The sequence below is a fragment of the Pseudoalteromonas sp. NBT06-2 genome (genome assembly GCF_002276045.1).
Taxonomy (GTDB): Bacteria; Pseudomonadota; Gammaproteobacteria; order Enterobacterales; family Alteromonadaceae; genus Pseudoalteromonas.
In genome coordinates this window covers 1-26,389 of sequence record NZ_NQMR01000127.1, presented here as the reverse complement: position 1 = coordinate 26,389, position 26,389 = coordinate 1, and the positions used below count along the sequence as shown (strand labels likewise).

Sequence of the window (26,389 nt, the reverse complement as noted above, 5' to 3'; positions counted from 1 at the left end):
AAAATCCTGAGATTTAAAAACAGTAAAAAAACAGGGGTCAAATTGATTGCTTCATAATACTATTCATTAGTAATTCGATTTTTATAAAATTTATAACATGGTTAAAGTCGTTTTTAGACTCAATTCTTCGGGATAATTTCCGAAGAATATTCTAAAAATCGATACTTTATAAAAAACTTAATATCCGGCCGTTAATGCACCTGAACGACGAAGATCTGAAGCGCCATATAAACCATCATCTGTGATCATAATAGATTGTGTACTGCCCATAGCTGCTTTACGTACTACCTTATGACCTTTTTGTTCTAACAACTTAACAGTGTCGGAATTCAAGCTTTTTTCAATACGAATTTCATCCGGTAACCATTGATGATGCACCCTAGAAGCATTTGAGGCTTCACCTATATTCATATTATGATCTATTACATTCATGATCACTTGCAGTGTGGAGGTAATGATACGTGACCCACCCGGACTGCCGGTCACCAGATAAGGCTTACCTTCTTTAAATACCATAGTCGGAGCCATAGAACTTAATGGGCGCTTACCTGCTGTAACCGCATTTGCCGTTCCGCCAATCAAACCATAACCATTAGGCGTCCCCGGCTTAATTGAAAAATCATCCATTTCATTATTAAGTAAAATACCTGTTCCTTTTGCTACCAGACCTGAGCCATAGCTGAAATTTAAGGTATAAGTATTGGAAACCGCATTGCCCCATTTATCTACAACTGAATAATGGGTTGTTTCATTACTTTCATAGGGTACCGGATTACCTGGCGTTAATGCTGCACTTGGGGTTGCCTTATCTGTGTTAATATCGCTGCGTAATTTAACTGCGTAGTTTTTACTGAGCAAGCCTTTAACTGGCACACTTACAAAATCCGGATCACCCAGATATTGACTGCGATCAACATAGGCACGTTTCATGGCCTCTGCCATCAGGTGTATGGTAGCAGCACTGTTATGGCCTAGTTTATCAACTGGATAAGCTTCCATAATATTAAGGATTTCTATGATATGCGTGCCACCGGAAGAAGGCGGTGGCATAGACACCACCTGATAACCGCGATATTCCCCCTGTACCGGCTGGCGTATCACCGCCTTATAGTTAGTTAAATCAGCTAAGGTCATAGAGCCACCAGCAGTCTGAACAGCCTTAACTATTTTTTGTGCCGTCTCGCCCTCATAAAAACCTTTACTGCCCAGCTCTGCAATTTTTTTTAGAGACTGAGCCAGGTCTGCCTGCACAAAATGTTCTCCCGGCTGGTAAGCATCACCATTTTTCTTATAAAAAATCTGTGTACTACTGGGCCAGTTTGAGATGTTTTTCTTAAAATGCACCAAAGAGTTTGATAGATCAGGTGTGACCTTAATGCCCTTTTCAGCCAACTCAATGGATACTGCCATTACTTGCTTAAGACTCATAGACCCATATTTTTTCAGGGCCAGTTCCATGCCCATAACCGTACCTGGCACACCGACGGCCAGACCATGAAAACGGGACAATTCAGGATCTGCCTCACCTTGTTCATCGAGGAATATATCTTTATGTGCGCTATTTGGTGCCATTTCACGGTAATCTATGGCTATGGTTTTATTTTCTTTGGCAATATGCACTAACATAAAACCGCCACCACCTAAGTTACCGGCACGAGGCAAGGTCACAGCCAAAGCAAAACCTACGGCCACAGCCGCATCAACCGCATTACCCCCTTGTTTTAGAATATCTAAACCCGCTTGTGTGGCAAGGGCTTCCTGGCTTGCAACCATACCATGTTTTGCCCATTGGGGATGTACTGTGTCAATACTACTGTAAATCGCCTTAGGGGGGGCAGCCAAAGGTGACTGGATATATCCTACCAGTGGCATTATTAGCGCACCAGTTAACAGGGATTTTTTAAATGACTTCATAAATTATTTTCCTACAAGTCTGAACATCTGAGGTAATCATTGTTTATCTTGAACTAGCTGGTATTCAGCTATTTAATTTTAACTTTATCCATAGTACTGTTTTGTATCAAAATAGCGTTACCTTTACAGGTAAAAATACAAAACAGGCAATAAAAAGCAGACATCCATTTGTCTGCTTTATTTATTTGCCCTTATTATCTAAAAGCGGTAATTTATCCGGCCATAAACAAAGCGGCCATCTGTGGTATAAGATGAAAAACCGGAATAAGGGAATATCTGGTTAAAGGTAGAATAACCAACATTGCTCACAGTATCCTGAGGATATTCATCCAGTAAGTTATTGGCACCTACTGCAACTTTCAGATCTTCACTAATGTTATAACTGAAATCTAAATCTGTGATCCAGTTGGCTTTTAATACTTCATGATTATCCGGATTGCTTGATGGATCAACCACTTCACCATAACGACTGGCGCGCAAAGTGATCTGCAGATCTTCTATATTCCAGACAGCCGCTAAATTAAGTTTATTTTTCGGTGTACCTTTTTCAAAGCGTGAAATTTCACGATCAGAGAAAACAACATAATCATCTCCTAAGGCTGTTAATTCTGCCGGATTTTCTTTCAGTTCTGTTACTTCAGTATCATTAATATTTAAAGCTGCACTTAAACGTAAACTGCCTAAGTTATCCAGCTCATAATCATAAGTTGCAACAATATCTACCCCTTGTGTAGTAGTATCTATGGCATTAGTAAAATAACGGGCTCTTTGTGTATTATTCACACCTGCCGCTTGCAGTATCTCTACCACAGCATCGCCACTGATATTTTCAGATAAAACAATACGGTCATCAATTTCAATACGATAGGCATCTAATGTTAGGTTAAAATTTTCAACTTCATAAACAAAACCTAAGGTCATATTAACCGATTCTTCAGCCGTTAATGTTTCAGCGCCTAAAGCCTGTGCCGCAACATGATCAACCGGGAAAATCCCCACTTCATTCGGAATGCTATTTTCAAAAACAGTAGCCACTGAGGTAAAAGAGGTTTGTGCCAGTGAGGGCGCTCTGAAGCCAGTGCTTATGGCACCACGCAATGCTAATTCATCACTTAATGCCCAGCGAGACGCCAGTTTAACGTTAAAATTTGTGCCAAAATCGCTAAAATCTTCATAGCGCCCGGCAAATGCAAGGTTAAAATCATCGGTGAAGTCTGTATCTAATTCAAAAAACAACCCGATATTATGACGTTCCTGATCAACTGCGCTGGCAGGAGAGAAGCCAGATAATACCTGGGCACCACCTGCGGCAACCGGGTTACCATCCTCATCTAATATTGTAATATAAGATGCCTCTTCACCGGCAACTATCTGATAATTTTCAGAACGATATTCGGCACCAAAGGCAACAAATACATCATTAGGTAATCCCATATCAACCATAGTATCAAGGCTTAAATTAAGTAGCATCTGATCATAGAGCAGGTTACCGTCATTAAATGAGGTCTGGCTGTTGGCACCCTGGGAAGCATTCAGGCTGTTAGTCACCATAAAATTAAAGTCATTTTTACCGTAATTGGCACTCACATCCCAATTCCATTCACCGATTTCACCCTTCACACCCAGTACCAGCGCTTGATCTGCTACGTCACTGACAATATGCGGTAAGAAGCCATCAGAATAAATTTCAGGTACGTTACGGCTGTCTTTCGCTCTGCGATAAAAACCCGCCGACAAGCCATCTCGCTGTGCGTAACTGCCAAAAGAATAGAGTTCAATTTCATTGGTCAGGTTAGCACCCATATTATAAAAGAAGGCAATATCTTCAACTTTGGCTTTACCAAATTTATGATTATAACGATCAAAGGTAAGCTCTCTGGGATCTAAACTACCGTTTTCATCCCTAGCATATTGCTCTCTGGGATCAAACCCTGAACGATTTGCCGCTGCACGATCTCTGGATTCAAAGGATATATGAACAAACCCACTATCGCTAAAGTCAATGCCCCAATCAGCTGATATCGTTGTTACACCGCCATCGTTACGGGTTCTGTCATCTGAGGTAATAAAAGCCAAATCACCATTTTCATCTATACTGGTTGACTCAAGTTGTGCAACCCCATCCATAGTTGTATTGTATTCACCATAACTGGCTGTGATACTACCACCATCACCATCTTTTAAAATAATGTTGATCACACCAGCAATTGCATCTGAACCATATTGTGCCGCCGCACCATCACGCAAAATTTCAATTCTTTTTATTGCCGAGGTGGGAATCGTATTTAAATCAACTGCCGTTGAGCCGCGACCAACGGTACCATTCAGGTTAAGTAGCGCACCACTATGGCGTCTTTTACCATTGATCAATACTAAGGTATGATCCGGTGCTAAACCTCGTAATACCGCAGGGCGAGCATGATCTGTACCATCAGCAATAGAGCTGTTTGGATAGTTAAAACTGGGCACTAAATTAGACAAAATTTGACTGACTTCCAGCTGACCTGTGGTCGCCATATCTTCAATATCTAGTACATCAATGGGTACTGTACTTTCAGATACGGTACGGTCGTTGCGCCGAGAGCCGATGATCTGGATCCGTTCAACATCTTCCTCAACGGCTTGTTGCTCTGCTGCTCGTACAGTTAATGCAGGTAATGCCAGCACAGATACGGCTAAACCTAACATGACATGTTTTGTAGCAAATGTTTGTTTTATTATATTTGCCAATTTGTTTGGTGCAATCTTAAACATAAAATCTCACTTTTTATTTTAGGTATTTTAGAAACATTGTCAGACGTTAAAATACTGCTGTAGACCCAAAAATATAGCCTAAAGCAGGTTTTTGTATTATTAGTGCATAAATTATTGAGCAAATTACAGACCAAGTATTAAAAGAAAGGTAATACTATGATTTTAATATGGAATAACTAACCATTTATATGTTTTTTAAGATAAAAGAGAGATGTTTTTCCTATTAAATCGATAGAGTGAGAAATATTTTACCTATTAAATTTCAAAATTGACTGACTTAGAGATAATCATTGCGGCGAATATTATAGCGCTGCATTTTTAAATTCAGGGTACGTCTGGAAACACCAAGGGCCTGCATTACATTTTTAATGGAACCCAACTGTTCTTTCATAGCCATACGGAGCAAATGCTCTTCAAAACGCCCGACCTGTATTAGCAAGTTATTCAGGGGATTGCCTGAAGGGAGCTTATAATCACCTTCCAATGCAGCCTCAGGCGTTAACAAATCACATAACGGTGTTTCACAGGCATTATTGGCTATGGAAAATTGCTGAGCCAGGTTTTTTAATTCACGAATATTACCAGGCCATTCCCGGGTGGATAGCAATATCAGTTCTTCCATTGTTGGATCTACTTGGTCGACCTGATATTGACAACAGGCTAATTTTAAAAAGTGTTGGAATAATAAAGCAATATCATCCGGTCGCGCACTCAGCGAGGGCAAGTAAAGCTCAGCCACCTTCAACCGATAATACAAATCAAGACGAAACTTGCCTTCGTCAGCCAGTTTTTTTAAATCTACTTTAGTAGCACAGATCACCCTTGGATTAATTGAAATAGATTTGTTAGAACCAACTCTTTCTATGCTGTTTTCCTGCAATGCGCGCAGTAATTTAACTTGAAAATTCATTGGCATAGATTCAACTTCATCAAGAAATAAGGTGCCATTACTGGCAAATTCTAGCTTACCGATCCGGGTTTGATCGGCACCAGTAAAAGCGCCTTTTTCATGACCAAATAACTCAGATTCCAGTAAATTTTCCGGCACGGCACCGCAGTTTATTGCAACAAAGGGCTGCTCACAGCGAGTACTATAATCATGTAAACAGCAGGCGACCAATTCTTTGCCTGTGCCTGTATCGCCATGGATCACCACACTGGCATCAAAACCGGCCAATACTAATATTTTTTTCCTCAGCTTTTCAATGACCGCAGAGCAGCCTATTAATCTGGAATCTATGCCACTTAAATGTGCCAGCTGGTTGCGCAGCCGTTGGTTTTCCAATGCCATTTCCCGCTTGTTACAGGCACGTTTGATCACTTGGGTCAGATGTTCTGGTTCAAAAGGCTTTTCAATAAAATAATAAGCCCCCTGCGCCATTGCCTCCACAGCCATAGCAATATCTCCATGGCCTGTCATCAAGATCATAGGTAATTCAGGATCCAACTGATTAATGTGTTGCAATAGCTCAAGGCCACTCAATTGTGGCATTTTGACATCACTTAATACCACATCAATTCCTTCATCGCGGATCTGAGTGACGGCCCTAAGGGGATCATTGCATGTAAATACTTCAAACCCTTCAAGGGTTAGCCAACGTTGAGTCGTGTCCATCACAGAGAGATCATCTTCAACAATGAGAATTCGCGTCATTTTATACCTTTTTCAAAACTGGTTACTTAGGGTTGTGACGCAGCAAAGTTACCCTGAAATGCGCCCCTTTTTCACTTTGCAATAGTTCTATATTTCCCTGGGTCCGGAGTAAAATATCTTTGCAAATAGCCAGACCTAACCCCATTGAGCTGCTTTTATTTTTAGTACTGACAAAAGGATCAAAAATACTTTGTTGCAAGTCTAGATCTATACCTTTACCTGTATCTGAAATGTCAATATATAAATATTCATCTTCTGTGCTAATACATACAGACAATTTTTTCTCACTAAAGGTAGTCAGTGCATCACAGGAATTTTGGATCAAATTACCCATAACTTGCTGTAATTGATAGGGATCTATCGCAGCACATAAGCCTCTGTCTTCTATCATTTCATTCCAGATTATATGTTCATTTTCCAACCTGTGCTGATAAAGAATATGACTGTACTGGATAACCTCATAAATATTAGACATTATACGGGAGTCCGATTTTTTCTTTTTGGCAAAGTCTTTTAATTGTGAGGTGATCTTGGACAGTAGCTGAGTATAACCAATAATGGTTGCCAGGCTTTCACTAGTTTCCTCTGGGCGGCCCTGCGAAAGTAGCTTTTTCCCGATAGATGCTTCTGTTTTAATGGCTGTAATTGGCTGGCTAATTTCATGGGCCAAGGTTGTAGCCATCATGCCCATGGCAGCCATTTTTTGATTCTGTTTTAATTCCGCTTCGGTATTTTTCTTGTCACTGATATCAATAATAGTCAATAGGTATAAAGGCGGTTCACCAAAGCCCATGGCTTTAATAAATATTTGAACCGGAAACTGACTACCATCGGATTTCAATGCGATAGTTTCCATCGAATGACCATATACATTTTTATTCGGGTAAGATGCTTTTTGAACAATATGGGCTTGCACAAATAATTCTGATAAAGCATCAAATTGTGCAGTTGAATGACCAGAAAACAAATTGAGTGCAGCCAGATTAAGAGATTCTATTTTTCCGCCATAATGGAAAGTTATAAGGCCAGAAGCCGTGGCTTCTATGATCTGATGTTTATGCTTTTCACTTTCTTTAATTTGATTTTGATGAGCTAATTCAAGCCGTATTGCGTTTTTTTTTACTTTAAATAATAACAATATCAAAGAACCGAGAATAAAACAGGCCATTGTTAAAGCAGCATTAATATAGCTGCTTTTAATCACTGGCGTTATATTTGATAAATGATGGATCCTCAGCTGGTAATCATTTAACGTTAATGAATTGACCAGATAATGCTCATCCATAGTACTTACATCAATATTATGCATGGTAAGAATACCCTCATTAATACTGACTATGCCCAATTGCTCAAAAGCAGTTTGTTGACCTGTCACAGTACGTAAATTTTTCTTAACCTGATAAGGCAAGTTAGAAAAAGTACGGTACAACCAGTTTGGATCGCTGGACATGAGAATAATCCCTCTTTGGTCGCTAATAGCTAAAGTTTCTTCCGAAGTGGTCCATGACTTAGCAAGGTCTGTTTGAAAATCTGATAAATCCAGTAGCAAGCCCATAAACCCCAGGTTCTTGTCATTATTTGAAACCGGGATCGCAATCAAAAACTTTGGCGCCTCTAAAGCCTGTGAAAACAAAAACATTTGACTATTTTTGCCTTTAAATGCCCGGGTTGCAAGCAGCTTAAAAACCCTTTTCATCATTGTAAAATCAGTTGAATAATTTTTCGATGCTAATAATAATTTTTGAGCATTACCGATAAATATCGCCCTTTTTGGCAAACTCATTAAGCTGGTATTTAAATAATCTCTAGCAAGTTTCTCCCCCTCAGGTTCTGATGTGATCAAATATTTTTGGATAACTTGATTTTGTGCCAAAATAGGGAGCACTGAGCTGTGAATTTGACCAAATTCTTCCTTAATTTTACTACCATATAAATTTAAGTGCTGTTTAGCTGTCTGGCTTAATAATGCTAACGCTTCATTTTTTGAGTATTGCCACGTATATACACAACTAGCTGTGGCAATCACTAAGCTTAATATGATCCATATAAAGGTCAAAAACGGACTTTTTTGTCGCTGAGGAATGAGTGCATTAGTAATAAAACTCACTTTTGCACTATATACTTAATGGTTGATATAACTTGCTGACTAAATAACCGGATCAAAATCACCAAACAAATCAATAAAACACAAGTGGCAAACAATAAAATTAGATTATGACTGAACTCTATCTCTTCAGAAAATTTCAGTTCCGGTAATATCAGTAATAAATACCAGTCATTATCCCCACCAAAAAGAAAGGGTGAGTATGAAGCTAAATAACGCTCTCCATTATATTTAAAGAAAAACTCACTAAACCCGTGGCTACGGTAACTTATGAGGGCACTTTGAATCACTGAATTATCAAGTTCTGATAAGGGTAACGACTCACTGGAGGATTTCAGTTCATCGGATCGAGAGTAGGCAATTACTTTATTCTGTTCATTAAAAATAACTAAATCAGCGTTGTAGGATTTTGCAATACCCGACAAAAACTCTGATAATACTTTCAACAAAATATCTACTCCCCAAACACCAAGAAATTGACCTGCGCGATCATAAATAGGATAAGAAGCTGTGATGCCGGCAACAGCCGGAGGCGGATCATTTGGTTGGTTATATAAATAGACATCGCTCCAATATGCCGTCCCCAAAGTTTTGGCACCCTGATACCAGGGACGAGTCACAGGATCAAAGTCGGCAATTCTTTGGTTAGATATTTTAATCTGTTTGTTATTGTCATTATAAAAGTGTCTATAATCAATTAACGCTCCCTGAGGTTGCATTTTGATATGTTGAATTCTATAAGCATACTCCCCAGAGTATTCATTACGCCAGAACCAAAACTCACTATTTTCTGTACCGATAAAATAACCTCTAAATTGTGGGTAACTGTTAATAAATGGATAGGTAAATGTTGAGAGACTCTTTGGATCTTCAAGGGAGATAATGTCTTCACGAAACATGTGGCTGCCCTGTCTGGCGATAGTCTGTGCAGGGAGCAGATAATTTCTGGTCGCACCTTTAATACTGGTATTTATCTGGGAAATATAATCATCAGAGAACTGATCTAGTAATTTGTTATCATTGAAACAAGTAAATATGACCCAGCAACTCGCTAAAGATAACAAGACTAAAAAGCTTTGCAACAGAAATTTAATCAACGAGTTACTCTTATTTTTCAGCAAACAAATATTCACAAACTATAAACAAAGTATGAGATGAATAAAAGGCATTTATTGGGAATTTAGGCTACTGAAGATGACCACTAACAGATGTTACGTAGTAATACCTTCCAGCGTTTGTAATTCATCATACGCACACTTTATTGCTTTAAGGGGTTGGAAGTCCAGCGGTACGAAAATTTATATATAGCACTAAAAAGAGTATATTTAAGTGTGCCCGGCCATTGGCCGGCTTATGCTAAACATGTTAAATCCCTCATTTTATGAATTATCAACTAATCATGGACAAATAGAACGTCATATTTAATAAATTTAAATGAGTTTATCTTTGTATCGTTTCTATATGTTGTGGTTCATGTTCTTTATCATTGTACGGACCCATCTGAATATAGGTAATTTTTATTTGTATGAAATTTAGTTGTTTTTATATTCATATAATTTGCCTAAATAAGAGCAATAACCCACGTTATATTACTTAATGCGCTCTTTACTTAATTGCGTTAAATAATATTTTTGTTTAGGGCTTTGTGGTGAATCAGGTTCTGACATTTCGATGTAATCAGCATCTAATGCAGGAGATAAGTAATTCTTTTTAAAGGTAGGGCGATATTTTAATATTAAGCTTGCCATAATTACAGATTATTTTTGTGGTTCTTTATTATTCAACCGTGTAACAGTCGTTTTACTTGATCGCTGGCTTGTTCACTTGAGCTACTTTGTACTTCTTTGATTGATGATAATAAAACTTTTAGCATAAATAATACAAAGGGTGTTGAGTCGCAGGTTTTATCAGATAAAGATAATGCCTGATAATATTTATTTTGCTTATTATATCGTCCAGCATCATCAACTAAGCCATGCATCAATAATTTATGAGCAGATAATAGATGTTCGGGGTTTGATGATTGCCAATATGGTAAGTTATCATAAGCATTAAAAGCATTTCTAACCTCTTGAATTTCATGAGGGAGCCCTAATACTTTCTTACCCGTTAATACGGCGGTAACTTTAATTTATCATATTGAACAATCATACGAGTAGCATTATTTTGAATCTCTTCGATATTCTTGAACAGTATGAAGCTTAGATTTAAGTCATAAATGGTACAAAATAATACAAAAGCTGTGACATTTTTTACTATACTTAAATAACACAATAGCTAAGCTGTTAATTTATTTATAATCAATTAGATAAAAATATTTTAGAGTTGGTTTATACGGCCAACTCACCAAATAGATAAAATAAAAAAGCTCGCTTATGCGAGTTTTTTGTTTTTACAATTAAGATATATTTTCACTTTCAAATTGATACATGGCTTAAAAAAGTGAAAAAGTGTAATATTTTCTACAAAGTGGCAACAATTCCTTACTACTTTGTTTTTATAACTCCTTTACACTTTAGTGATGCTTAGTAACTTAAAATCATCAGAGGGTAAAATGAACTCATATAAGAATTTAATTAAGGCAAGTATTCTACTTGTTATTTTGACAGGGTGTTCCTCCGTTACAATTCAACCAAAAGCGATTGCAAAATTAACCGAAAACCCAAGCTTTGAGGATAGTAAACCATTTTATTTTTGGGGCTTAAAGGGTGAGCATCATGTAGATGTTAAAAAAGTGTGTGGTGATAAAGATATTTTACAAATGCAGTCTCAACAGACATTTGAAGATGGGGCTTTAGGTTTTATCACCTTAGGGTTTTATGCCCCGCATTCGGTGAAAATATGGTGTGGTGAAAAAGATCATAATAAAATTGAGATTCAGGAGAATCAAGATGCAAAATAAAATAATATTATTGGTAACGACGTTACTGATTTTATCTGGTTGTACGCGTATTCATTTTGACAATGGAGAGCAAGTATCAAATGAAAACCATGTACAGAAAAAGCAATGGCATCATAATGCAGCTTTTTCACTGTATGAAGGTTCTGATCCTATTAATTTAAATAAAAAATGTAATGGCGATGATTGGAGTAGTGTTGAAACTCAGGTTTCATTTGTTAATGGGCTTGCAGGAAGTGCAATAAACCAATTAGGACCTCTGTGGTATCCTAAAACAGTCATTACAAAATGTAAGAAACGCTAAGTATCTTTAATTGATTAGTTTGGAGTTTATTAGGTGATAAATCATAATTTATCACCTAATAAATTTATAATGATAAGTCGGTTGAGTAACTTACAAATGCATTTACATCACTATCATCTAAGTCAGTATTATTTAAAATGCTAAAACTTGCATTCAGTTCTACATAAAGCATGTCTTCTTTACTACTTGAATCACTTTGTGCGTGGGTTAAATAGCTGATTTAATCCCATAATGATCGCTTACACTAAGAGAGCCATATAATTCAGCAAAATCGATAGATCTATTTGCATCTGGGTAACTGTAATATATATAACCCACGGCATAGCTGTAGCTTTCTAATACTTGATTAAAGCCCGCATAAAAGTCGAGTTCATAACTTGCTTCACTGTCAAAGTCTATATTCGATACCCAAGTACCAGTATAAAATCCTGAATCATTATTATAGTCTACACCTCCAGTATCCATATTTTTCGTAATGCCGCGCCAGTAATAATTAGAACTAGCCGATGCATTAGCTGAGATATTCGCCATGCTTTTTTGTTTAAGCTAAAGTCGTTAATAATGCTATTGAGAGGATTGAGACCTTCATAACAGTTACCTTAATTTTAGTTTGTTGAATACGCTGTTTTAAAAGAAAAAAGGCAATATTTGTACCAAAATAAAGGAACCTGTTAAATTCAATTAATTCAAATGGCTAGAGTTTCATAGGTAAGTGTTAATTTTAATAAATATAAGCAGTACTTTTTATTTAATACTGCTTATTTATAGGAAGTTAGTGGTTAGCCAAAAATCATTCTCATTAATGAAATTGTTTCCGCGACAGTACGTCCCTTAACCACTTCTGCAATGATAGAGTCACGCTTAGTTTTAATATGCTCTGGAATATCATCAGCAATTAAAGCACGATCGACTAATATTTCAGCTGACTCTTTACCACGTTTGGTGCGAGTAGTACCTGTTTTAGTCGCACGTTTAGGCTTATTTAATAATTTTAGGTAATTAGAGCTGCTAGCTGTTTTTTCATTGGCGTAATAAAAAAGTGTAGGTAACAAAGCACGTACAGACCAAAGCTGTTGCTCAAGTTCTGTTTCTGGACATTTAGAGCGATACCAAGGCATTAAATGCATAGGTTGAATAATATCTTTGAAATAACGAGTATAATCTTTGTTATTCAATTTTGGCACTTCAAATGCAGCACAAAGTGAATCTAGTTTAGCATTAGTAATTGGTAGGAAAACATCAGGACGATGCATAGCTAACAAGCGAGTTGCCGGTGCTAACGTTGGTTTAACATCATCTAAAACACTATGTGCCGCTAAGTAGTCAGTTACGAATTTTTGGTAATCTTGCTCTGTTACTTCGCCTTCTGTTGGTATATTTGCAAGGGCGGTATCTAATAGTTTAGGACTATTTTGTAATAACTGATGAAAGTTTTTAGCACTTTTAGTAGAACTAAACCATTCAACATCAAATTTATATATAGAAGGATCGTGCGAAGCTGTATGTTTACCAGCAAAAGCAAGCCTATCTTCTTGTATCATCTCAGCTAAAGTTTGTTGTTTAGTTATTTTTAAATAAGATAGCAAAGCAAGTTGTTCATCTAAAGCAAGTAATTTTGCATTCTTTACAATAAAAGATGACATAATAGGCCAAGGTGTGAGCTTTAGCATTTTAAGTTGGTTCACACTTACCCCTAATACCAATAAGTCATTTAGCTTTTTAACAATTGGTAATTGGTGTTGTTCTAATAACTCAAAGTTAATACGGTTAGTACAGATATCGATTAATTCATGGCACCAACTGCTAAAATCTTGCGGATGGTTTTCAACTTTAACAGCCATCAAATTTAGGCTTATTTCAGTTGCTTGTTTTAATGCATTTTCATAAGTAATATTTTCAGCATCTGAAAGAGACATTTGAGCGGGTAAAGTTAATAATTTTCTCATCGTTTAGATCGACTCCAGTTGAATTAGAACAAAGCCCACTTAACTTTTTGAAAAACGATTAAACTAAGCGGGCTGTGTATTATACAGGGATCTAATTTTTGTTCTATCTTGACTTTATGATTTACTATGTTTTTATATAAATTATAAAACAGGTTGTACTTCCCAAAAAACAATGCAGGTTATGAGTAACTTTATATATAAAAAAATCAGTAGTGAAATTATTCAAGCAATTAGCGTTGGTATTTTACAGCAAGGTGAAAAACTAGATTCTGTTCGAAAGCTGGCAAAAAAGCGTGAAATAGGCGTTTCTACTGCATCGCATGTATATGCTGAGCTAGAAAAGTCAGGGTGGATTTATGCAGTAGAAAAAAAAGGCTACTTTGTAGCAAGCAAAGAAAATCAATACAGTTGTATAAACAAGCAAAGTTACGGAGATGCTTTTTTAAGCCATACAGAACTATCACAACTGCCTTTAGAAAATGCACTTCAATATTCGTTTAATGATCCAAATATACTGCCATTGTCATGTACAACACCAAGTACGGTAGTTGATGCTGAAACAATGCTTAATAGGTTGCATCGAAAAGTGATTAAACATCGCCCTTATCGTATGTTGATGCAAGATCCTAATGCAGGAATTAAGCCTTTAAGAGATGAAATTTCGAGGCATTACTTGAACTCAGGTCAGATTATAAATCAAAAAGACTTATTAATAACGAATGGACGTAAAGATGGTTTGGTCATAGCCATACAAGCTTTAAAGTTACAAAAGTCTTGTATCGCAATAGAGGCACCCTGTTCATTCTTTTTTCAAAGTTTACTTCAACAATATAATATCAAAACGACATTAGTGCCTATACAAGCAGACTTTAGGATTGAGTTAGCGTTGTTAGACCAAGCATTCCAAGCTGAAAAATTTAAAGCATATTTATTTAATCCTAATTTTAATGATCCAACGGGCAGGGTATTAAGTACTAAAGAAAAGAGACAAATAATTACTTGGGCTGAAAAAAATGATGTGGTATTAATCGAGTACGATAGGAGTGAATTACACTTTTTTGGACAAAGACCTAAATCAATATCAAGTCTCTTAAGTGAAAACTCAAAATGTAGAGTGATTAGTATTGTGGATTTTTACGACACAGTATCGGCTTCAATTAGCTTGGGTTATCTGATTTGTAAAAACACTTACAAGGAGTGTTTATTTGCAAAACAGATTAACTCAGAAGAACCGAATATATGTTTGCAATATATTTTATTAGAGATGATGCAAAGTGGTGAATATCAAAAATTTGTAGATAAAGTTAGGCGGTAATTAACAGTTCAATTTGATCAAATGCTTTATGAATTAAAAGCGCATATTGGTGACTTGGTTATTATAAATGATCCAGTGGGTGGGCCATGTTTATGGTTAAGTTTACCTGATGGCTTTTCTAGCCAAGATTTATGGCATTATTTAATTAAATCAAATTTAGCAATACATATCAGACAATTTTTAAAACCAGTAATAATAGACAAAGGTATTTAAAAACTTAAAGAACTTGAGATTGCTGAGTCTAAGTATATAGTAATTAAAACTTTGAAGAAGGGATTAAAATGAAGGGCTTTTTTAAAATATTAGCATTAATAGTCGCGCTGATGGTTGCAATCGTGATCATAGTGCCTTTTATATTACCTGTAGATGCTATTTTTTCACAAGTTACAACTAAAGTAGAGCAAACTACACACCGAAAGCTGACACTATTAGGAGATAAAACTCTATCTATATTTCCAACATTAAAGCTTGAGTTAAATGATGTACATCTCGCTAATATGCAATCAGGCTCTCAAGTTGATATGATTTATATGAAGCAACTAGAAGTTAATATTCCTTGGTTATCTTTATTATCAGGCGATTTGAAGTTAGAAAAGTTTGTGATCATAGAGCCTAATATTTTACTTGAAAAAAATAAGGCTGGAGAAGCTAATTGGGATTTATTTTCTAAAGTGAATGAAAATACACAAACGACAACTTCTAGTACATCTGATAAATCTAATAAACAAATAAGTATTCCAAAAGATTTCGATATTCAGCTAGGGGAAGTTGCAATTTATGGCGGTAAATTGACTTATTTGGATGCAACAACTAAAAGTGCTTACGAAGTTAATGATCTTAAATTAACAATAGAATTACCGTCATTACATCAGCCTTTAATTATAAAAGGCGCAGTCTCTTATATGTCACAAACATTTGCTTTAAATACTAAAATATCGACACCTTTTAAAGTAATCACCTCACAAGATTTTAATTTAGCAACAACAATTAATTCTGAATTAGTTACATTAAACTTTAAAGGGAACATAAAAGAAGCGCATAAAGTGATCGAAGGTACATTGGATCTACAAGGTAATTCATTAAAAAATATTATTAAATGGCAAAATATTCCATTAATAGCAAAAGAAAATGCATTTAATGAATTTTCATTTTCAGGAAATATGCTTTTTGCAGATGAAAAAATCAATTTAGCAAATTTGAATGTTAAACTTGATAAGCTTAATATTAAAGGACAAAGTGAAATAGAAATTGGTGGTCGTGTAAATATTAATGCGGATATTGATTTAGGTATGCTTGATTTTAACCCTTATTTACCTGAAGAAAATATAAAAAAAGAAACAAAAGTAACGATAAAGACAAAAGCGGAACCTATTGTATGGGATGAAACTAAAATAGATCTGTCGGCTTTAACTACTTTCGATGCTGATATAAAGGTCAAATCTATTGGATTGAAACTTAAGGATGTTAAATTAGGTACAAATGCATTCTCTGTTAATTTACATAAAGGAATTGCAAGAATAGGGATGGATAAATTTAATGCATATAAAGGCAAAGGTGAAGGTAAAGTTTTTATTAATGCAAATAAAGTACCTTATACCATGGAGACACACTTTGCTTTAACCACGATTCAGGCTGAACCATTATTAACAGACGCTATTAAGTTGGATAAATTAAGTGGCTCAGGCTCGATAGATTGGCAGTTAAAGACGAAGGGTAATAACCAGAAACAATTGATGGATAACTTAAATGGTCGCTTAGGTTTTAATTTTGAAGATGGCGCGATAAAAGGCGCTAATATTGCGGCAATGGTACGTTCTGCCGAAGCAATGCTAAAAGGCGATTTTAGCAAAACAGGTCTAGACAAAGGATTTGATAAGTCCCAGCAGACAGATTTTGCAAAACTAAGTGGTATGCTAAATTTCCAAAATGGAGTAGGAACTAATAATGACTTTAAGCTTTTTAGTCCATTAATGCGTGTTACGGGTAAAGGCATGGTTAATTTACCTAAAACAAAAATTGATTATGGAGTTTCGACTGGTTTGGTGTCTAGTATAGAGGGTCAAGGTACTAAGAGTCGTGCTACCGGCTTTAAAGTACCTGTTCGAGTTAAAGGTCCTTTTCATGATATAAATATAAAACTAGATATTAGTAGTGCTAGTAAAGATAAACTAAAAAATAAAGTGAAGGATAAATTTAAAAAATTATTTGGTTGATATGTTCTGCTTATTATATAGGCGTAATGAGAGTTTATTAATTACTCAGGACGTCTATATACCTAAACTTCCCGCTGTTTGCTTTTTAAACATTCATTTGAAATTAATTAAAAAATAACCTATCGCATAAATACATTTGCTGATACAATTGCGCGCCATTCAGGAATGTCTTAACGAATAACTGAATGAGGATAAAACATTAGGTCTTGATTATTTATAGTTAAGGCAGATCAATAATTACACAGGAGCATATAAAATGATCCAAATGCAAACTCAGCTGGAAGTTGCTGATAACAGCGGCGCTCGCAAAGTGCAGTGTATTAAAGTATTAGGTGGTTCACACCGCCGTTACGCTATGATTGGCGACATCATCAAGGTTTCTGTTAAAGAATCTAATCCTCGCGGTAAAGTGAAGAAAGGTGATGTATTAAACGCTGTTGTAGTTCGTACAGCTAAAGGTGTTCGTCGTAACGATGGTTCTACTATCCGTTTCGATAAAAACGCTGCTGTTATGCTTAATGCAAACAATCAGCCAATTGGTACTCGTATCTTTGGCCCAGTAACGCGTGAACTACGTAACGAAAAGTTCATGAAAATCGTTTCATTAGCACCAGAAGTACTATAGGAGTTTATCATGGCAGCAAAAATCCGTCGTGATGACGAAGTAGTTGTACTAGCCGGTAAAGACAAAGGGAAGCGCGGAAAAGTGCTTTCAGTTGTAACTGAATCAGGTAGAGTATTTGTCGAAGGTATTAATCTTATCAAGAAGCATCAAAAGCCGGTTCCACAATTGAACCAAGCTGGCGGTATTGTTGAGAAAGAAGCATCTTTAGACGCATCAAACGTTGCGGTCTTCAACCAGGAAACTGGTAAAGCGGACCGTGTTGGTTTCAAGATTGAAGACGGTAAGAAATTACGTATCTTCAAATCTACTGGAAAAACTATTTAATTAGTTAGTTGGAGTAGACGATGGCGAAACTGCATGAGTTATATAAAGACACAGTTGTAACAGAACTTCAAAAAAAGTTTGGTTTTAGCTCTGTCATGCAAGTCCCTCGAATAGAGAAAATTACCCTTAATATGGGTGTGGGCGAAGCCCTTACAGATAAAAAAATTCTAGAGCATGCTATTAAAGATCTAGAAGCAATATCTGGTCAGAAAGCCCTTACAACTAAAGCTCGCAAATCTGTTGCTGGTTTTAAAGTTCGTGAAGGTTATCCGATTGGTTGTAAAGTAACTCTACGTGGCGAACGTATGTGGGATTTCTTTGAGCGTTTGGTAACAATCGCAATTCCGCGTATTCGTGATTTCCGTGGTGTGAGTGCTAAGTCTTTTGATGGACGTGGTAACTACAGCATGGGTGTTCGTGAGCAAATCATATTCCCAGAAATCGATTTTGATAAAGTAGACCGCGTACGCGGAATGGATATCACTATTACGACTTCTGCATCGAATAATGATGAAGGTCACGCCTTGTTAGAAGCCTTCGGCTTCCCATTCAAGAAATAAGGGTAGGGTTATGGCAAAGAATTCTATGAAAGCGCGCGAAGATAAACGCGCGAAGTTAGTAGCAAAGTTCGCAGAAAAGCGCGCATCTCTAAAAGCAATCATCGCTGGTGTTGAAACATCAGAAGAAGATCGTTGGGATGCAGTATTAAAGCTTCAAGCTTTACCGCGTGATTCTAGCCCTTCACGTCAACGTAATCGTTGTAACATTACGGGCCGCCCACATGGTTTCCTTCGCAAGTTCGGCATGAGCCGTATCAAAACACGCGAAGCTGCTATGCGCGGTGAAATTCCTGGCCTTAAAAAGGCTAGCTGGTAATAGAATCACGGGAGTAAGACTATGAGCTTGCAAGATCCTATTTCGGATATGTTTACACGTATTCGTAACGGTCAAACTGCGAAGAAAGTATCTGTAACGATGCCTACTTCAAAGCTTAAAGTAGCAGTAGCTAAAGTACTTAAAGATGAAGGTTTCATCACTGAATTTTCTGTAAACAGCGAATTAAAAGCTGAACTTACAGTTGAACTTAAGTACTTTGAAGGCAAATCTGTTATAGAAACAATTAAGCGTGTTAGTCGTCCAGGTTTACGCATCTACAAGAAGCGTGGAGATTTACCTCAGGTAATGGGTGGACTAGGCATCGCAATCGTATCAACATCTCAAGGCTTGATGACTGACCGTGCTGCACGTAGTGCTGGCATTGGTGGTGAAATCATTGGCTTTGTAGCTTAATCGGAGAGAACTTATGTCACGTGTTGCAAAAGCACCCATAAATGTTCCAGCCGGTGTAGAAGTTACATTAAATGGCCAGGACATCAAAGTTAAAGGTAAGAACGGTGAGTTAGCTCGTTCAATCAACGTTGCTGTTGATGTTGCTTTAAACGATAATGTTATTACAACTCAGCCTAATGAAGGCGTAGCAAATGGTTGGGCACAAGCAGGTACTGCTCGTGCAAATATCAACAATATGATTGTTGGTGTAACAACTGGTTACGAAAAGAAACTTCAATTAATTGGTGTTGGTTATCGTGCAGCAGTTAAGGGTAAAGTATTAAACTTAACTCTTGGCTTCTCTCATCCAGTGAATTTCGAAATTCCTGAAGGGATTACGATTGAAGCACCAAGCCAAACTGAATTGCTTGTTAAAGGCGCAGATAAACAGTTAGTAGGTCAAGTATCAGCTAACATTCGTGCATATCGTAAACCTGAACCTTATAAAGGTAAAGGTGTTCGTTATGCTGACGAAAATGTGCGTCGTAAAGAAGCCAAGAAGAAGTAAGGTAGAACGATGGATAAGAAAACAGCTCGTTTACGTCGTGCTAAACGCACACGTAGAAATTATATTGAACAAGGCGTTACACGTCTTGTTATCCACCGCACGTCAAAGCATATGTACGCTCAAATAGTTACTGCTGAAGGTATCGTTTTGGCTGCTGCTTCTACTGTTGAAAAAGCGATTGGCGAAGCAGTTAAAGGTACAAGTAATAGTGCTGCAGCAGTTGCTGTTGGTACTGCAGTTGCAGAACGTGCAGCTGACAAAAATATTACTAAGATTGCCTTTGATCGTAGTGGCTTTAAATATCACGGCCGAGTGAAGGCGTTGGCTGATGCCGCGCGTGAAGCCGGTTTGCAATTCTAGGAGTAGACAATGGCTAACGTAGAAGCAAAACAAACAGAATTCGCTGAAAAGCTTGTTGCTGTAAACCGTGTGTCTAAAGTAGTTAAAGGTGGTCGTATCTTTAGCTTCACAGCACTAACTGTAGTTGGTGATGGCGCAGGTAAAGTAGGTTTTGGTTACGGTAAAGCACGTGAAGTTCCAGCTGCAATTCAAAAAGCAATGGAAAAAGCGCGTCGTAACATGATTAATGTTGAACTTAACGGTAATACATTACAACACGCGATAAAGGGTCGTCACTCTGGCTCTAAAGTATTCATGAAGCCTGCTTCAGAAGGTACTGGTATTATCGCTGGTGGTGCAATGCGTGCAGTTTTAGAAGTAGTGGGCGTTCAGAACGTTCTTTCTAAATGTTACGGTTCAACTAACCCAATCAACGTAGTTCGCGCTACTGTAAAAGCACTAGAGAACATGAATTCTCCAGAGTCTATTGCAGCTAAACGTGGTCTTACTGTTGCTCAAATTGTAGGGTAGAACCATGGCTAATAAAACTGTAAAAGTTACACAGGTTAAAAGTTCAATTGGTCGTTTACCTAAACATAAAGCGACATTGCGTGGACTTGGTTTACGTCGTATCAATCACACTGTTGAGCTAGAAGATACAGCATGTGTACGTGGTATGATAAATCAAGTTTCTTATATGGTTAAGGTTGAGGGCTAGTTCATGTTATTGAATACACTTTCACCTGCTGCTGGTGCGAATAAAGACAGAAAACGCCAAGGCCGTGGTATCGGTTCTGGTATTGGTAAGACTGGTGGCCGCGGTCACAAAGGTCAAAAGTCTCGCTCAGGTGGTAAAGTACGCGTTGGTTTTGAGGGCGGTCAAATGCCTATGCAACGTCGTCTTCCTAAGTTCGGTTTCACTTCTCGCAAATCACTAGTATCTGCTGAAGTAAATCTTTTCGAAATCACTAAAGTTGAAGGTGATATCGTAGAACTTAGCACGCTACAAGCTGCAGGTCTGGTTAAAAAGAACGTTTTGTTCGTAAAAATAGTTAAATCTGGTGAAGTTTCACGCCCAGTGACTGTAAAAGGTCTAAGAGCATCTAAGGGTGCTCGCGAAGCGATTGAAGCTGCCGGAGGCAAGATAGAAGAATAATAAGGAAAGTACTCCATGGCTAAACCAGGTCAAGACACATCAAGTGCGCAAGGCGGACTATCGGAATTGAAACGTCGATTATTATTTATACTCGGCGCTATTATAATTTACCGTTTAGGCTCCTTTGTGCCAATCCCTGGGGTTAACGCCGCTGTACTTGCCGAATTCTTCGCGCAACAAAAGGACTCTATTGCTGGCATGATGAACATGTTCAGTGGTGGAGCTCTTGAGCGAGCTTCTGTTCTGGCCTTAGGTATTATGCCTTATATTTCAGCTTCAATTATTATGCAACTATTAACGCACATACATCCTGCGATGATAGAGCTTAAAAAAGAAGGTGAACAAGGGCGTAAGAAAATAAGTCAGTACACACGTTATGCTACGCTTGTGCTTGCTACATTCCAAGCTGTTGGAATATCAACTGCGTTACCAAACATGATGACAGACCTAGTTATAAATCCTGGTATAGGGTTTTATTTCACAGCTGTGATAAGTTTAGTAACTGGTACTATGTTTCTAATGTGGTTGGGCGAACAAATTACAGAGCGAGGTATTGGTAACGGTATCTCTGTTCTTATATTTGTTGGTATTGTAGCTAACTTGCCGTCTGCAATTGGCGAGACAGTCGAAATGGCGCGCCAAGGTGATTTGAATGTTCTAATGTTACTAGGCATTGGAGTTATAGTATTTGCTGTTACTTATATAGTAGTGTTCTTTGAACGTGGTCAACGACGTATTGTTGTTAACTACGCTAAACGCCAACAAGGCCGTCAGGTTTTTGCAGCACAAAGTACACATTTACCGTTAAAAGTTAATATGGCAGGTGTTATTCCACCAATCTTTGCTAGTAGTATTATTCTGTTCCCTGGTACAATCGCCAGCTGGTTTGGTCAAGGTGAAGGTGTTCTTGCTGATGTGCTTCAAACTATTTCGTTAGCGTTGTCTCCAGGACAGCCGTTATATGCAATGGTATTAGCTGCAGCGATCATTTTCTTTTGTTTTTTCTATACCGCGTTGGTATTTAACCCGCGTGAAACAGCAGACAACTTGAAGAAATCAGGGGCTTTTATCCCAGGTATTCGTCCAGGCGAGCAGACATCAAAATACATTGATAAAGTAATGACGCGTTTGACATTAGCAGGCGCTCTGTATATTACCTTTATCTGTCTGGTGCCCGAGTTTATGACAATGGCGTGGAAAACTCCATTCTACTTTGGCGGTACATCAATATTGATTATCGTAGTAGTGATCATGGACTTTATGGCACAAGTACAAACACATCTGATGTCTCATCAGTATGATTCTGTACTTAAAAAAGCAAATCTAAAAGGTTATGGCCGATAGGCACTTTTAGATAGCTACGGAGATGACTCATGAAAGTACGTGCATCCGTTAAAAAGATTTGCCGTAATTGTAAAGTTATTAAACGTGCCGGTGTTGTACGTGTAATTTGCATAGAGCCTAAGCATAAGCAAAGGCAAGGTTAATTAAGAAATCGTACAGACTGAGCTAAAATTAGCTTTGTCTGTTTTTTTAGATGATTTGATCATTAGTTGGGTATCCTAACGGGCTTTCCAACAAATTGATAATCAAATCCAAAATTAGGAGATGTGTTAGTGGCCCGTATTGCTGGCATTAACGTCCCTGATCATAAACACGCAGTAGTAGCTATTACTGCCATTTATGGTGTTGGTACAACTCGCGCTAAAGCTATTTTAGTTGCGACAGGAATTGCTGAATCTACTAAGATCAGTGAACTAAATGAAGAAACACTAGATCAACTTCGTGAAGAAGTTGGCAAGTACACCGTTGAAGGTGATCTTCGCCGTGAAGTTACTTTAAATATCAAACGTCTTATGGACCTTGGTTGTTATCGTGGTCTTCGTCACCGTCGCTCTTTACCATTACGTGGTCAAAGAACTAAGACTAACGCGCGTACTCGTAAGGGTCCACGTAAGCCTATCAAGCGATAAGGGGATATAGATTATGGCTAAAGCACCAGTTCGTCGTAAGAAGGTAAAAAAACAAGTTGCAGATGGTATGGCTCATGTTCATGCTTCTTTCAACAACACTATTGTAACTATTTCAGATCGTCAAGGTAATGCTTTATCTTGGGCAACTGCAGGTGGTTCAGGTTTCCGTGGTTCACGTAAATCTACTCCATTCGCTGCACAGGTTGCTGCTGAGCGTGCAGGTAATGCCGCTAAAGAATACGGTTTGAAAAACCTAGAAGTATTTATTAAAGGTCCAGGTCCAGGACGTGAGTCTGCTGTTCGTGCATTAAATGCTGCTGGTTTTAGAATTACAAACATTACTGACGTGACGCCAATACCACACAATGGTTGTCGTCCACCGAAGAAACGTCGCGTATAACAATAGGTTAGGAGAAAGAACATGGCAAGATATTTGGGCCCAACGCTCAAGCTAAGCCGTCGTGAAGGTACTGACCTGTTCCTTAAGAGCGGCGTTAGAGCTATCGACTCTAAATGTAAATTAGAGACTGCACCTGGTCAGCATGGTGCCCGTAAAGGTCGTCTATCTGATTACGGTTTACAATTACGTGAAAAGCAAAAAGTACGTCGTATGTACGGTGTATTAGAAAAGCAATTCCGTAACTACTATAAAGATGCTGCACGTATCAAGGGTAATACAGGTGAAAACTTGTTACAACTTCTTGAGCAACGTCTTGATAATGTTGTATATCGCATGGGTTTTGCAAGTACACGCGCTGAAGCACGTCAACTTGTATCTCACAAAGCGATTATGGTTAATGGTGGAGTTGTAAATATTCCTTCTTACCGAATCACTGCAGAAGATACTGTAGTAATCCGTGAGAAGTCGAAAAAACAATCTCGTATCATCGCTGCTCTAGAGTTGGCTTCACAACGTGAAAAACCAACTTGGGTTGAAGTAGACAATAAAGCACTTGAAGGCGTATTTAAACGTCTACCTGAGCGTTCTGATCTGTCTGCAGAAATAAATGAACAGCTAATCGTCGAACTTTACTCGAAGTAAAGTTAAGAGTTAAGAGAGGATAAAAATGCAGGGTTCTGTAACCGAATTTCTAAAGCCAAAACTGGTTGCTATTGAAGCAATCAACCCAACGCGTTCTAAAGTGGTATTAGAACCATTAGAGCGTGGCTTTGGTCATACGCTAGGAAATGCTTTACGTCGTATATTGTTATCATCCATGCCAGGATGCGCAGTAACGGAAGTTGAAATTGATGGCGTATTGCACGAATACAGTGCAAAAGAAGGCGTTCAAGAAGACATCATTGAAATCTTATTAAATCTAAAAAGCCTTGCAGTTTCTTTAGAAGAAAAAGACAGTGTATTTTTGACGTTGACTAAATCAGGAAAAGGTCCTGTAACTGCGGCAGATATTCAGCACGATGGTACTGTAGAAATCGCTAATCCAGAACATGTTATTTGTCATTTAACGACAGATAGCAGTGAGATCAACATGAGAATTCATGTTGAACGTGGTCGTGGTTATGTACCAGCGGCAAGCCGTTTATCCTCTGAAGACGATGAACGCCCGATTGGCCGATTGTTGCTTGATGCATCATTTAGTCCAGTTGAGCGTATTGCGTACTCGGTTGAATCAGCGCGTGTAGAGCAACGTACAGATTTAGATAAGTTAATTATCGACATGGAAACTAACGGTACATTGGATCCTGAAGAAGCGATCCGCCGTGCTTCAACTATTTTGGCTGAACAATTAGATGCATTCGTAGATTTACGTGATGTGACTGAGCCAGAAGAAAAAGAAGAGAAGCCAGAATTTGATCCTATTCTGCTTCGCCCTGTTGATGATCTTGAGCTAACGGTGCGTTCAGCAAACTGTTTAAAAGCCGAGCAAATTCAATATATTGGTGATTTGGTACAACGTACCGAAGTTGAGCTTCTTAAAACGCCTAATTTAGGTAAGAAGTCTCTAACTGAAATCAAAGACGTGCTAGCTTCTCGTGGACTTTCTCTAGGCATGCGCTTAGAAAATTGGCCACCTGCAAGTCTAGCTGAATAATCCAAATCACTGGATACAGTTTCGTTAGAAGGATAGGTCATGCGCCATCGTAAGAGTGGTCGTCAATTAAACCGTAATAGCAGTCATCGTAAAGCGATGTTCAGCAATATGGCAGGTTCACTGGTGAAGCACCAAATCATCAGAACAACTTTGCCTAAAGCGAAAGAACTGCGTAGTGTAATTGAACCTCTAATCACACTTGCTAAAACTGACAGTGTTGCAAATCGTCGTTTAGCATTTGCACGTACTCGTGATAAAGAAGTAGTTGGTATTTTATTTAACGAGCTTGGTCCTCGTTATGAAAACCGTCCTGGTGGTTACACTCGCATTCTTAAGTGTGGTTTCCGTACAGGTGATAAAGCACCAATGGCTTATATTGAACTAATTGATCGCCCAGCGACTGAAGAAGTTCAAGAAGAAGTACAGTCAGCAGAATAAATCTTTAATTAGCTTTATAACTTAATTAAAGTATAAAAACCGAGTTTTTTGAACTCGGTTTTTTTATGCCCATAATTTGCTAAAAGTAAAAGTAAAAGTAAAAGTAAAAGTAAAAGTAAAAGTAAAAGTAAAAGTAAAAGTAAAAGTAAAAGTAATAAATATATGATCAATTTAAATGGTTTAAATATACAATTGCTGCGTTGCTTTAAAACCCAATACCCAGCTATTGCTAAATCAAGCGCCTTGCTTTTGAGAATTTACACTTCATTGTTATTTCACAGTTCTGAAGGGAATACCATTAATTTACTGACAAGCCTAGAATTGTAAAACATCATAAGCTCTGAATGGTCACTTAATTATCAGAATTCGTATAACTAGTTGACCTTTCAAATGCATAACTGAGTGAATTCAGTTAGTGCCATTATTTATATTTTAGTAGCTTAATAGTAATATTTGACGGATAACTATACTTTTAGATTATTATTTGGACTTTTCATTATTTTTATTCAATTTTCTTTAAAAAACACTTGCGCAATTTTG

31 protein-coding genes are annotated in these 26,389 nt (G+C 37.6%); 22 read left to right on the top strand and 9 right to left on the bottom strand.

The features are described from left to right. Positions 1-177: 177 nt before the first annotated feature. From ggt to CJF42_RS19750, 7 genes are all read right to left on the bottom strand, one after another. Positions 178-1,914, bottom strand: a complete 1,737-nt coding sequence (ggt, locus tag CJF42_RS19775; protein ID WP_095368332.1) for a gamma-glutamyltransferase — start codon at positions 1,912-1,914, stop codon at positions 178-180. A gap of 198 nt (positions 1,915-2,112) precedes the next feature. Next, positions 2,113-4,668 (bottom strand): TonB-dependent receptor plug domain-containing protein, encoded by a 2,556-nt coding sequence (locus CJF42_RS19770; RefSeq protein ID WP_095368331.1) that lies wholly within the window; start codon positions 4,666-4,668, stop codon positions 2,113-2,115. A gap of 277 nt (positions 4,669-4,945) precedes the next feature. After that, entirely contained in the window at positions 4,946-6,322 is a 1,377-nt protein-coding gene (locus CJF42_RS19765) for a sigma-54-dependent transcriptional regulator (protein WP_095368330.1), read from the bottom strand. 22 nt (positions 6,323-6,344) lie between these two features. Continuing rightward, positions 6,345-8,429, bottom strand: a complete 2,085-nt coding sequence (locus CJF42_RS19760) for an ATP-binding protein (protein ID WP_095368329.1) — start codon at positions 8,427-8,429, stop codon at positions 6,345-6,347. Beyond that, entirely contained in the window at positions 8,426-9,523 is a 1,098-nt protein-coding gene (locus CJF42_RS19755; protein WP_170940679.1) for a PDC sensor domain-containing protein, read from the bottom strand. The genes CJF42_RS19760 and CJF42_RS19755 overlap by 4 nt, the downstream gene beginning before the upstream one ends. Positions 9,524-10,015: 492 nt before the next feature. Continuing rightward, positions 10,016-10,174 (bottom strand): Fic family protein, encoded by a 159-nt coding sequence (locus CJF42_RS27675; protein ID WP_170940678.1) that lies wholly within the window; start codon positions 10,172-10,174, stop codon positions 10,016-10,018. A gap of 32 nt (positions 10,175-10,206) precedes the next feature. Further along, entirely contained in the window at positions 10,207-10,407 is a 201-nt protein-coding gene (locus tag CJF42_RS19750) for a hypothetical protein (protein ID WP_095368327.1), read from the bottom strand. Positions 10,408-10,980: 573 nt separating this feature from the next. Between CJF42_RS19750 and CJF42_RS19745 the strand changes: the two genes are divergently transcribed. Next, the gene (locus CJF42_RS19745; RefSeq protein WP_095368326.1) at positions 10,981-11,328 is read left to right on the top strand and encodes a Bor family protein; all 348 of its coding nucleotides are present in this window, start codon (positions 10,981-10,983) and stop codon (positions 11,326-11,328) included. Then, positions 11,318-11,629 carry a Bor/Iss family lipoprotein gene (locus CJF42_RS19740; RefSeq protein ID WP_095368325.1) on the top strand — a complete coding sequence of 104 codons (312 nt, stop codon included), beginning with the start codon at positions 11,318-11,320 and terminating at the stop codon, positions 11,627-11,629. Before CJF42_RS19745 ends, CJF42_RS19740 begins: the two co-directional genes overlap by 11 nt. 207 nt (positions 11,630-11,836) lie before the next feature. On the opposite strand, the gene CJF42_RS19735 is transcribed toward CJF42_RS19740, so the two are convergent. Then, the gene (locus CJF42_RS19735) at positions 11,837-12,160 is read right to left on the bottom strand and encodes a TorF family putative porin (protein WP_252097672.1); all 324 of its coding nucleotides are present in this window, start codon (positions 12,158-12,160) and stop codon (positions 11,837-11,839) included. 248 nt (positions 12,161-12,408) lie between these two features. Next, positions 12,409-13,575, bottom strand: coding sequence for a hypothetical protein (locus CJF42_RS19730; protein ID WP_095368324.1), 1,167 nt, complete (start codon positions 13,573-13,575; stop codon positions 12,409-12,411). Positions 13,576-13,756: 181 nt separating this feature from the next. On the opposite strand from CJF42_RS19730, the gene CJF42_RS19725 reads away from it, so the two are divergent. The 20 genes from CJF42_RS19725 (at position 13,757) to rplQ (ending at position 25,849) form a co-directional block, all read left to right on the top strand. Continuing rightward, a complete protein-coding gene (locus tag CJF42_RS19725) occupies positions 13,757-14,890 on the top strand; it encodes an aminotransferase-like domain-containing protein (protein ID WP_170940677.1) in 1,134 nt (377 codons plus the stop codon). A 21-nt stretch (positions 14,891-14,911) separates the two neighbouring features. Continuing rightward, on the top strand, positions 14,912-15,103 hold the full coding sequence (locus tag CJF42_RS19720) for a hypothetical protein (protein WP_095368322.1): 192 nt from the start codon (positions 14,912-14,914) through the stop codon (positions 15,101-15,103). Between the two features lie 68 nt (positions 15,104-15,171). Beyond that, positions 15,172-17,103, top strand: coding sequence for an AsmA family protein (locus tag CJF42_RS19715; protein ID WP_095368321.1), 1,932 nt, complete (start codon positions 15,172-15,174; stop codon positions 17,101-17,103). A 256-nt stretch (positions 17,104-17,359) separates the two neighbouring features. After that, positions 17,360-17,728: a 50S ribosomal protein L14 gene (gene rplN, locus CJF42_RS19710; RefSeq protein WP_095368320.1), complete on the top strand. Its 369-nt coding sequence runs from the start codon at positions 17,360-17,362 to the stop codon at positions 17,726-17,728. Positions 17,729-17,737: 9 nt separating this feature from the next. After that, the gene (gene rplX / locus CJF42_RS19705) at positions 17,738-18,052 is read left to right on the top strand and encodes a 50S ribosomal protein L24 (protein WP_095368319.1); all 315 of its coding nucleotides are present in this window, start codon (positions 17,738-17,740) and stop codon (positions 18,050-18,052) included. A gap of 20 nt (positions 18,053-18,072) precedes the next feature. Further along, positions 18,073-18,612: a 50S ribosomal protein L5 gene (gene rplE, locus CJF42_RS19700; RefSeq protein ID WP_095368318.1), complete on the top strand. Its 540-nt coding sequence runs from the start codon at positions 18,073-18,075 to the stop codon at positions 18,610-18,612. Positions 18,613-18,622: 10 nt separating this feature from the next. Next, positions 18,623-18,928: a 30S ribosomal protein S14 gene (rpsN, locus tag CJF42_RS19695; RefSeq protein ID WP_095368317.1), complete on the top strand. Its 306-nt coding sequence runs from the start codon at positions 18,623-18,625 to the stop codon at positions 18,926-18,928. Positions 18,929-18,949: 21 nt separating this feature from the next. Further along, positions 18,950-19,342: a 30S ribosomal protein S8 gene (gene rpsH / locus CJF42_RS19690; protein ID WP_095368316.1), complete on the top strand. Its 393-nt coding sequence runs from the start codon at positions 18,950-18,952 to the stop codon at positions 19,340-19,342. A 13-nt stretch (positions 19,343-19,355) separates the two neighbouring features. Beyond that, positions 19,356-19,889, top strand: coding sequence for a 50S ribosomal protein L6 (gene rplF, locus CJF42_RS19685; RefSeq protein ID WP_095368315.1), 534 nt, complete (start codon positions 19,356-19,358; stop codon positions 19,887-19,889). Between the two features lie 9 nt (positions 19,890-19,898). Then, positions 19,899-20,249 (top strand): 50S ribosomal protein L18, encoded by a 351-nt coding sequence (rplR, locus tag CJF42_RS19680; RefSeq protein ID WP_095368314.1) that lies wholly within the window; start codon positions 19,899-19,901, stop codon positions 20,247-20,249. Positions 20,250-20,258: 9 nt separating this feature from the next. Further along, a complete protein-coding gene (gene rpsE, locus CJF42_RS19675; RefSeq protein WP_095368313.1) occupies positions 20,259-20,759 on the top strand; it encodes a 30S ribosomal protein S5 in 501 nt (166 codons plus the stop codon). Between the two features lie 4 nt (positions 20,760-20,763). Continuing rightward, the gene (gene rpmD / locus CJF42_RS19670) at positions 20,764-20,946 is read left to right on the top strand and encodes a 50S ribosomal protein L30 (RefSeq protein ID WP_016710201.1); all 183 of its coding nucleotides are present in this window, start codon (positions 20,764-20,766) and stop codon (positions 20,944-20,946) included. Between the two features lie 3 nt (positions 20,947-20,949). Further along, positions 20,950-21,384 carry a 50S ribosomal protein L15 gene (gene rplO / locus CJF42_RS19665; RefSeq protein ID WP_042153483.1) on the top strand — a complete coding sequence of 145 codons (435 nt, stop codon included), beginning with the start codon at positions 20,950-20,952 and terminating at the stop codon, positions 21,382-21,384. Between the two features lie 15 nt (positions 21,385-21,399). Next, a complete protein-coding gene (gene secY / locus CJF42_RS19660; protein ID WP_095368312.1) occupies positions 21,400-22,728 on the top strand; it encodes a preprotein translocase subunit SecY in 1,329 nt (442 codons plus the stop codon). A gap of 29 nt (positions 22,729-22,757) precedes the next feature. Next, on the top strand, positions 22,758-22,871 hold the full coding sequence (gene rpmJ / locus CJF42_RS19655; protein WP_059364690.1) for a 50S ribosomal protein L36: 114 nt from the start codon (positions 22,758-22,760) through the stop codon (positions 22,869-22,871). Positions 22,872-23,000: 129 nt separating this feature from the next. Continuing rightward, the gene (gene rpsM, locus CJF42_RS19650; RefSeq protein ID WP_095368311.1) at positions 23,001-23,357 is read left to right on the top strand and encodes a 30S ribosomal protein S13; all 357 of its coding nucleotides are present in this window, start codon (positions 23,001-23,003) and stop codon (positions 23,355-23,357) included. Between the two features lie 13 nt (positions 23,358-23,370). Beyond that, positions 23,371-23,757: a 30S ribosomal protein S11 gene (gene rpsK / locus CJF42_RS19645; protein ID WP_059364684.1), complete on the top strand. Its 387-nt coding sequence runs from the start codon at positions 23,371-23,373 to the stop codon at positions 23,755-23,757. A gap of 21 nt (positions 23,758-23,778) precedes the next feature. Beyond that, complete coding sequence (gene rpsD / locus CJF42_RS19640) at positions 23,779-24,399, top strand: 30S ribosomal protein S4 (RefSeq protein ID WP_095368310.1); 621 nt, start codon at positions 23,779-23,781, stop codon at positions 24,397-24,399. A 25-nt stretch (positions 24,400-24,424) separates the two neighbouring features. After that, the gene (locus CJF42_RS19635) at positions 24,425-25,411 is read left to right on the top strand and encodes a DNA-directed RNA polymerase subunit alpha (RefSeq protein WP_095368309.1); all 987 of its coding nucleotides are present in this window, start codon (positions 24,425-24,427) and stop codon (positions 25,409-25,411) included. Between the two features lie 39 nt (positions 25,412-25,450). After that, the gene (gene rplQ, locus CJF42_RS19630; protein ID WP_059364670.1) at positions 25,451-25,849 is read left to right on the top strand and encodes a 50S ribosomal protein L17; all 399 of its coding nucleotides are present in this window, start codon (positions 25,451-25,453) and stop codon (positions 25,847-25,849) included. The last annotated feature ends 540 nt before the right edge of the window (positions 25,850-26,389 follow it).

Excerpts from the sequence above, each read along its gene's own strand:
- ggt (WP_095368332.1), bottom strand. The coding sequence starts at position 1,914 with ATGAAGTCATTTAAAAAATCCCTGTTAACTGGTGCGCTAATAATGCCA.
- CJF42_RS19770 (WP_095368331.1), bottom strand. The coding sequence starts at position 4,668 with ATGTTTAAGATTGCACCAAACAAATTGGCAAATATAATAAAACAAACA.
- CJF42_RS19765 (WP_095368330.1), bottom strand. The coding sequence starts at position 6,322 with ATGACGCGAATTCTCATTGTTGAAGATGATCTCTCTGTGATGGACACG.
- CJF42_RS27675 (WP_170940678.1), bottom strand. The coding sequence starts at position 10,174 with ATGGCAAGCTTAATATTAAAATATCGCCCTACCTTTAAAAAGAATTAC.
- CJF42_RS19750 (WP_095368327.1), bottom strand. The coding sequence starts at position 10,407 with ATGCATGGCTTAGTTGATGATGCTGGACGATATAATAAGCAAAATAAA.
- CJF42_RS19745 (WP_095368326.1), top strand. The coding sequence starts at position 10,981 with ATGAACTCATATAAGAATTTAATTAAGGCAAGTATTCTACTTGTTATT.
- CJF42_RS19740 (WP_095368325.1), top strand. The coding sequence starts at position 11,318 with ATGCAAAATAAAATAATATTATTGGTAACGACGTTACTGATTTTATCT.
- CJF42_RS19735 (WP_252097672.1), bottom strand. The coding sequence starts at position 12,160 with ATGGCGAATATCTCAGCTAATGCATCGGCTAGTTCTAATTATTACTGG.
- CJF42_RS19730 (WP_095368324.1), bottom strand. The coding sequence starts at position 13,575 with ATGAGAAAATTATTAACTTTACCCGCTCAAATGTCTCTTTCAGATGCT.
- CJF42_RS19725 (WP_170940677.1), top strand. The coding sequence starts at position 13,757 with ATGAGTAACTTTATATATAAAAAAATCAGTAGTGAAATTATTCAAGCA.
- CJF42_RS19720 (WP_095368322.1), top strand. The coding sequence starts at position 14,912 with ATGCTTTATGAATTAAAAGCGCATATTGGTGACTTGGTTATTATAAAT.
- CJF42_RS19715 (WP_095368321.1), top strand. The coding sequence starts at position 15,172 with ATGAAGGGCTTTTTTAAAATATTAGCATTAATAGTCGCGCTGATGGTT.
- rplN (WP_095368320.1), top strand. The coding sequence starts at position 17,360 with ATGATCCAAATGCAAACTCAGCTGGAAGTTGCTGATAACAGCGGCGCT.
- rplX (WP_095368319.1), top strand. The coding sequence starts at position 17,738 with ATGGCAGCAAAAATCCGTCGTGATGACGAAGTAGTTGTACTAGCCGGT.
- rplE (WP_095368318.1), top strand. The coding sequence starts at position 18,073 with ATGGCGAAACTGCATGAGTTATATAAAGACACAGTTGTAACAGAACTT.
- rpsN (WP_095368317.1), top strand. The coding sequence starts at position 18,623 with ATGGCAAAGAATTCTATGAAAGCGCGCGAAGATAAACGCGCGAAGTTA.
- rpsH (WP_095368316.1), top strand. The coding sequence starts at position 18,950 with ATGAGCTTGCAAGATCCTATTTCGGATATGTTTACACGTATTCGTAAC.
- rplF (WP_095368315.1), top strand. The coding sequence starts at position 19,356 with ATGTCACGTGTTGCAAAAGCACCCATAAATGTTCCAGCCGGTGTAGAA.
- rplR (WP_095368314.1), top strand. The coding sequence starts at position 19,899 with ATGGATAAGAAAACAGCTCGTTTACGTCGTGCTAAACGCACACGTAGA.
- rpsE (WP_095368313.1), top strand. The coding sequence starts at position 20,259 with ATGGCTAACGTAGAAGCAAAACAAACAGAATTCGCTGAAAAGCTTGTT.
- rpmD (WP_016710201.1), top strand. The coding sequence starts at position 20,764 with ATGGCTAATAAAACTGTAAAAGTTACACAGGTTAAAAGTTCAATTGGT.
- rplO (WP_042153483.1), top strand. The coding sequence starts at position 20,950 with ATGTTATTGAATACACTTTCACCTGCTGCTGGTGCGAATAAAGACAGA.
- secY (WP_095368312.1), top strand. The coding sequence starts at position 21,400 with ATGGCTAAACCAGGTCAAGACACATCAAGTGCGCAAGGCGGACTATCG.
- rpmJ (WP_059364690.1), top strand. The coding sequence starts at position 22,758 with ATGAAAGTACGTGCATCCGTTAAAAAGATTTGCCGTAATTGTAAAGTT.
- rpsK (WP_059364684.1), top strand. The coding sequence starts at position 23,371 with ATGGCTAAAGCACCAGTTCGTCGTAAGAAGGTAAAAAAACAAGTTGCA.
- rpsD (WP_095368310.1), top strand. The coding sequence starts at position 23,779 with ATGGCAAGATATTTGGGCCCAACGCTCAAGCTAAGCCGTCGTGAAGGT.
- CJF42_RS19635 (WP_095368309.1), top strand. The coding sequence starts at position 24,425 with ATGCAGGGTTCTGTAACCGAATTTCTAAAGCCAAAACTGGTTGCTATT.
- rplQ (WP_059364670.1), top strand. The coding sequence starts at position 25,451 with ATGCGCCATCGTAAGAGTGGTCGTCAATTAAACCGTAATAGCAGTCAT.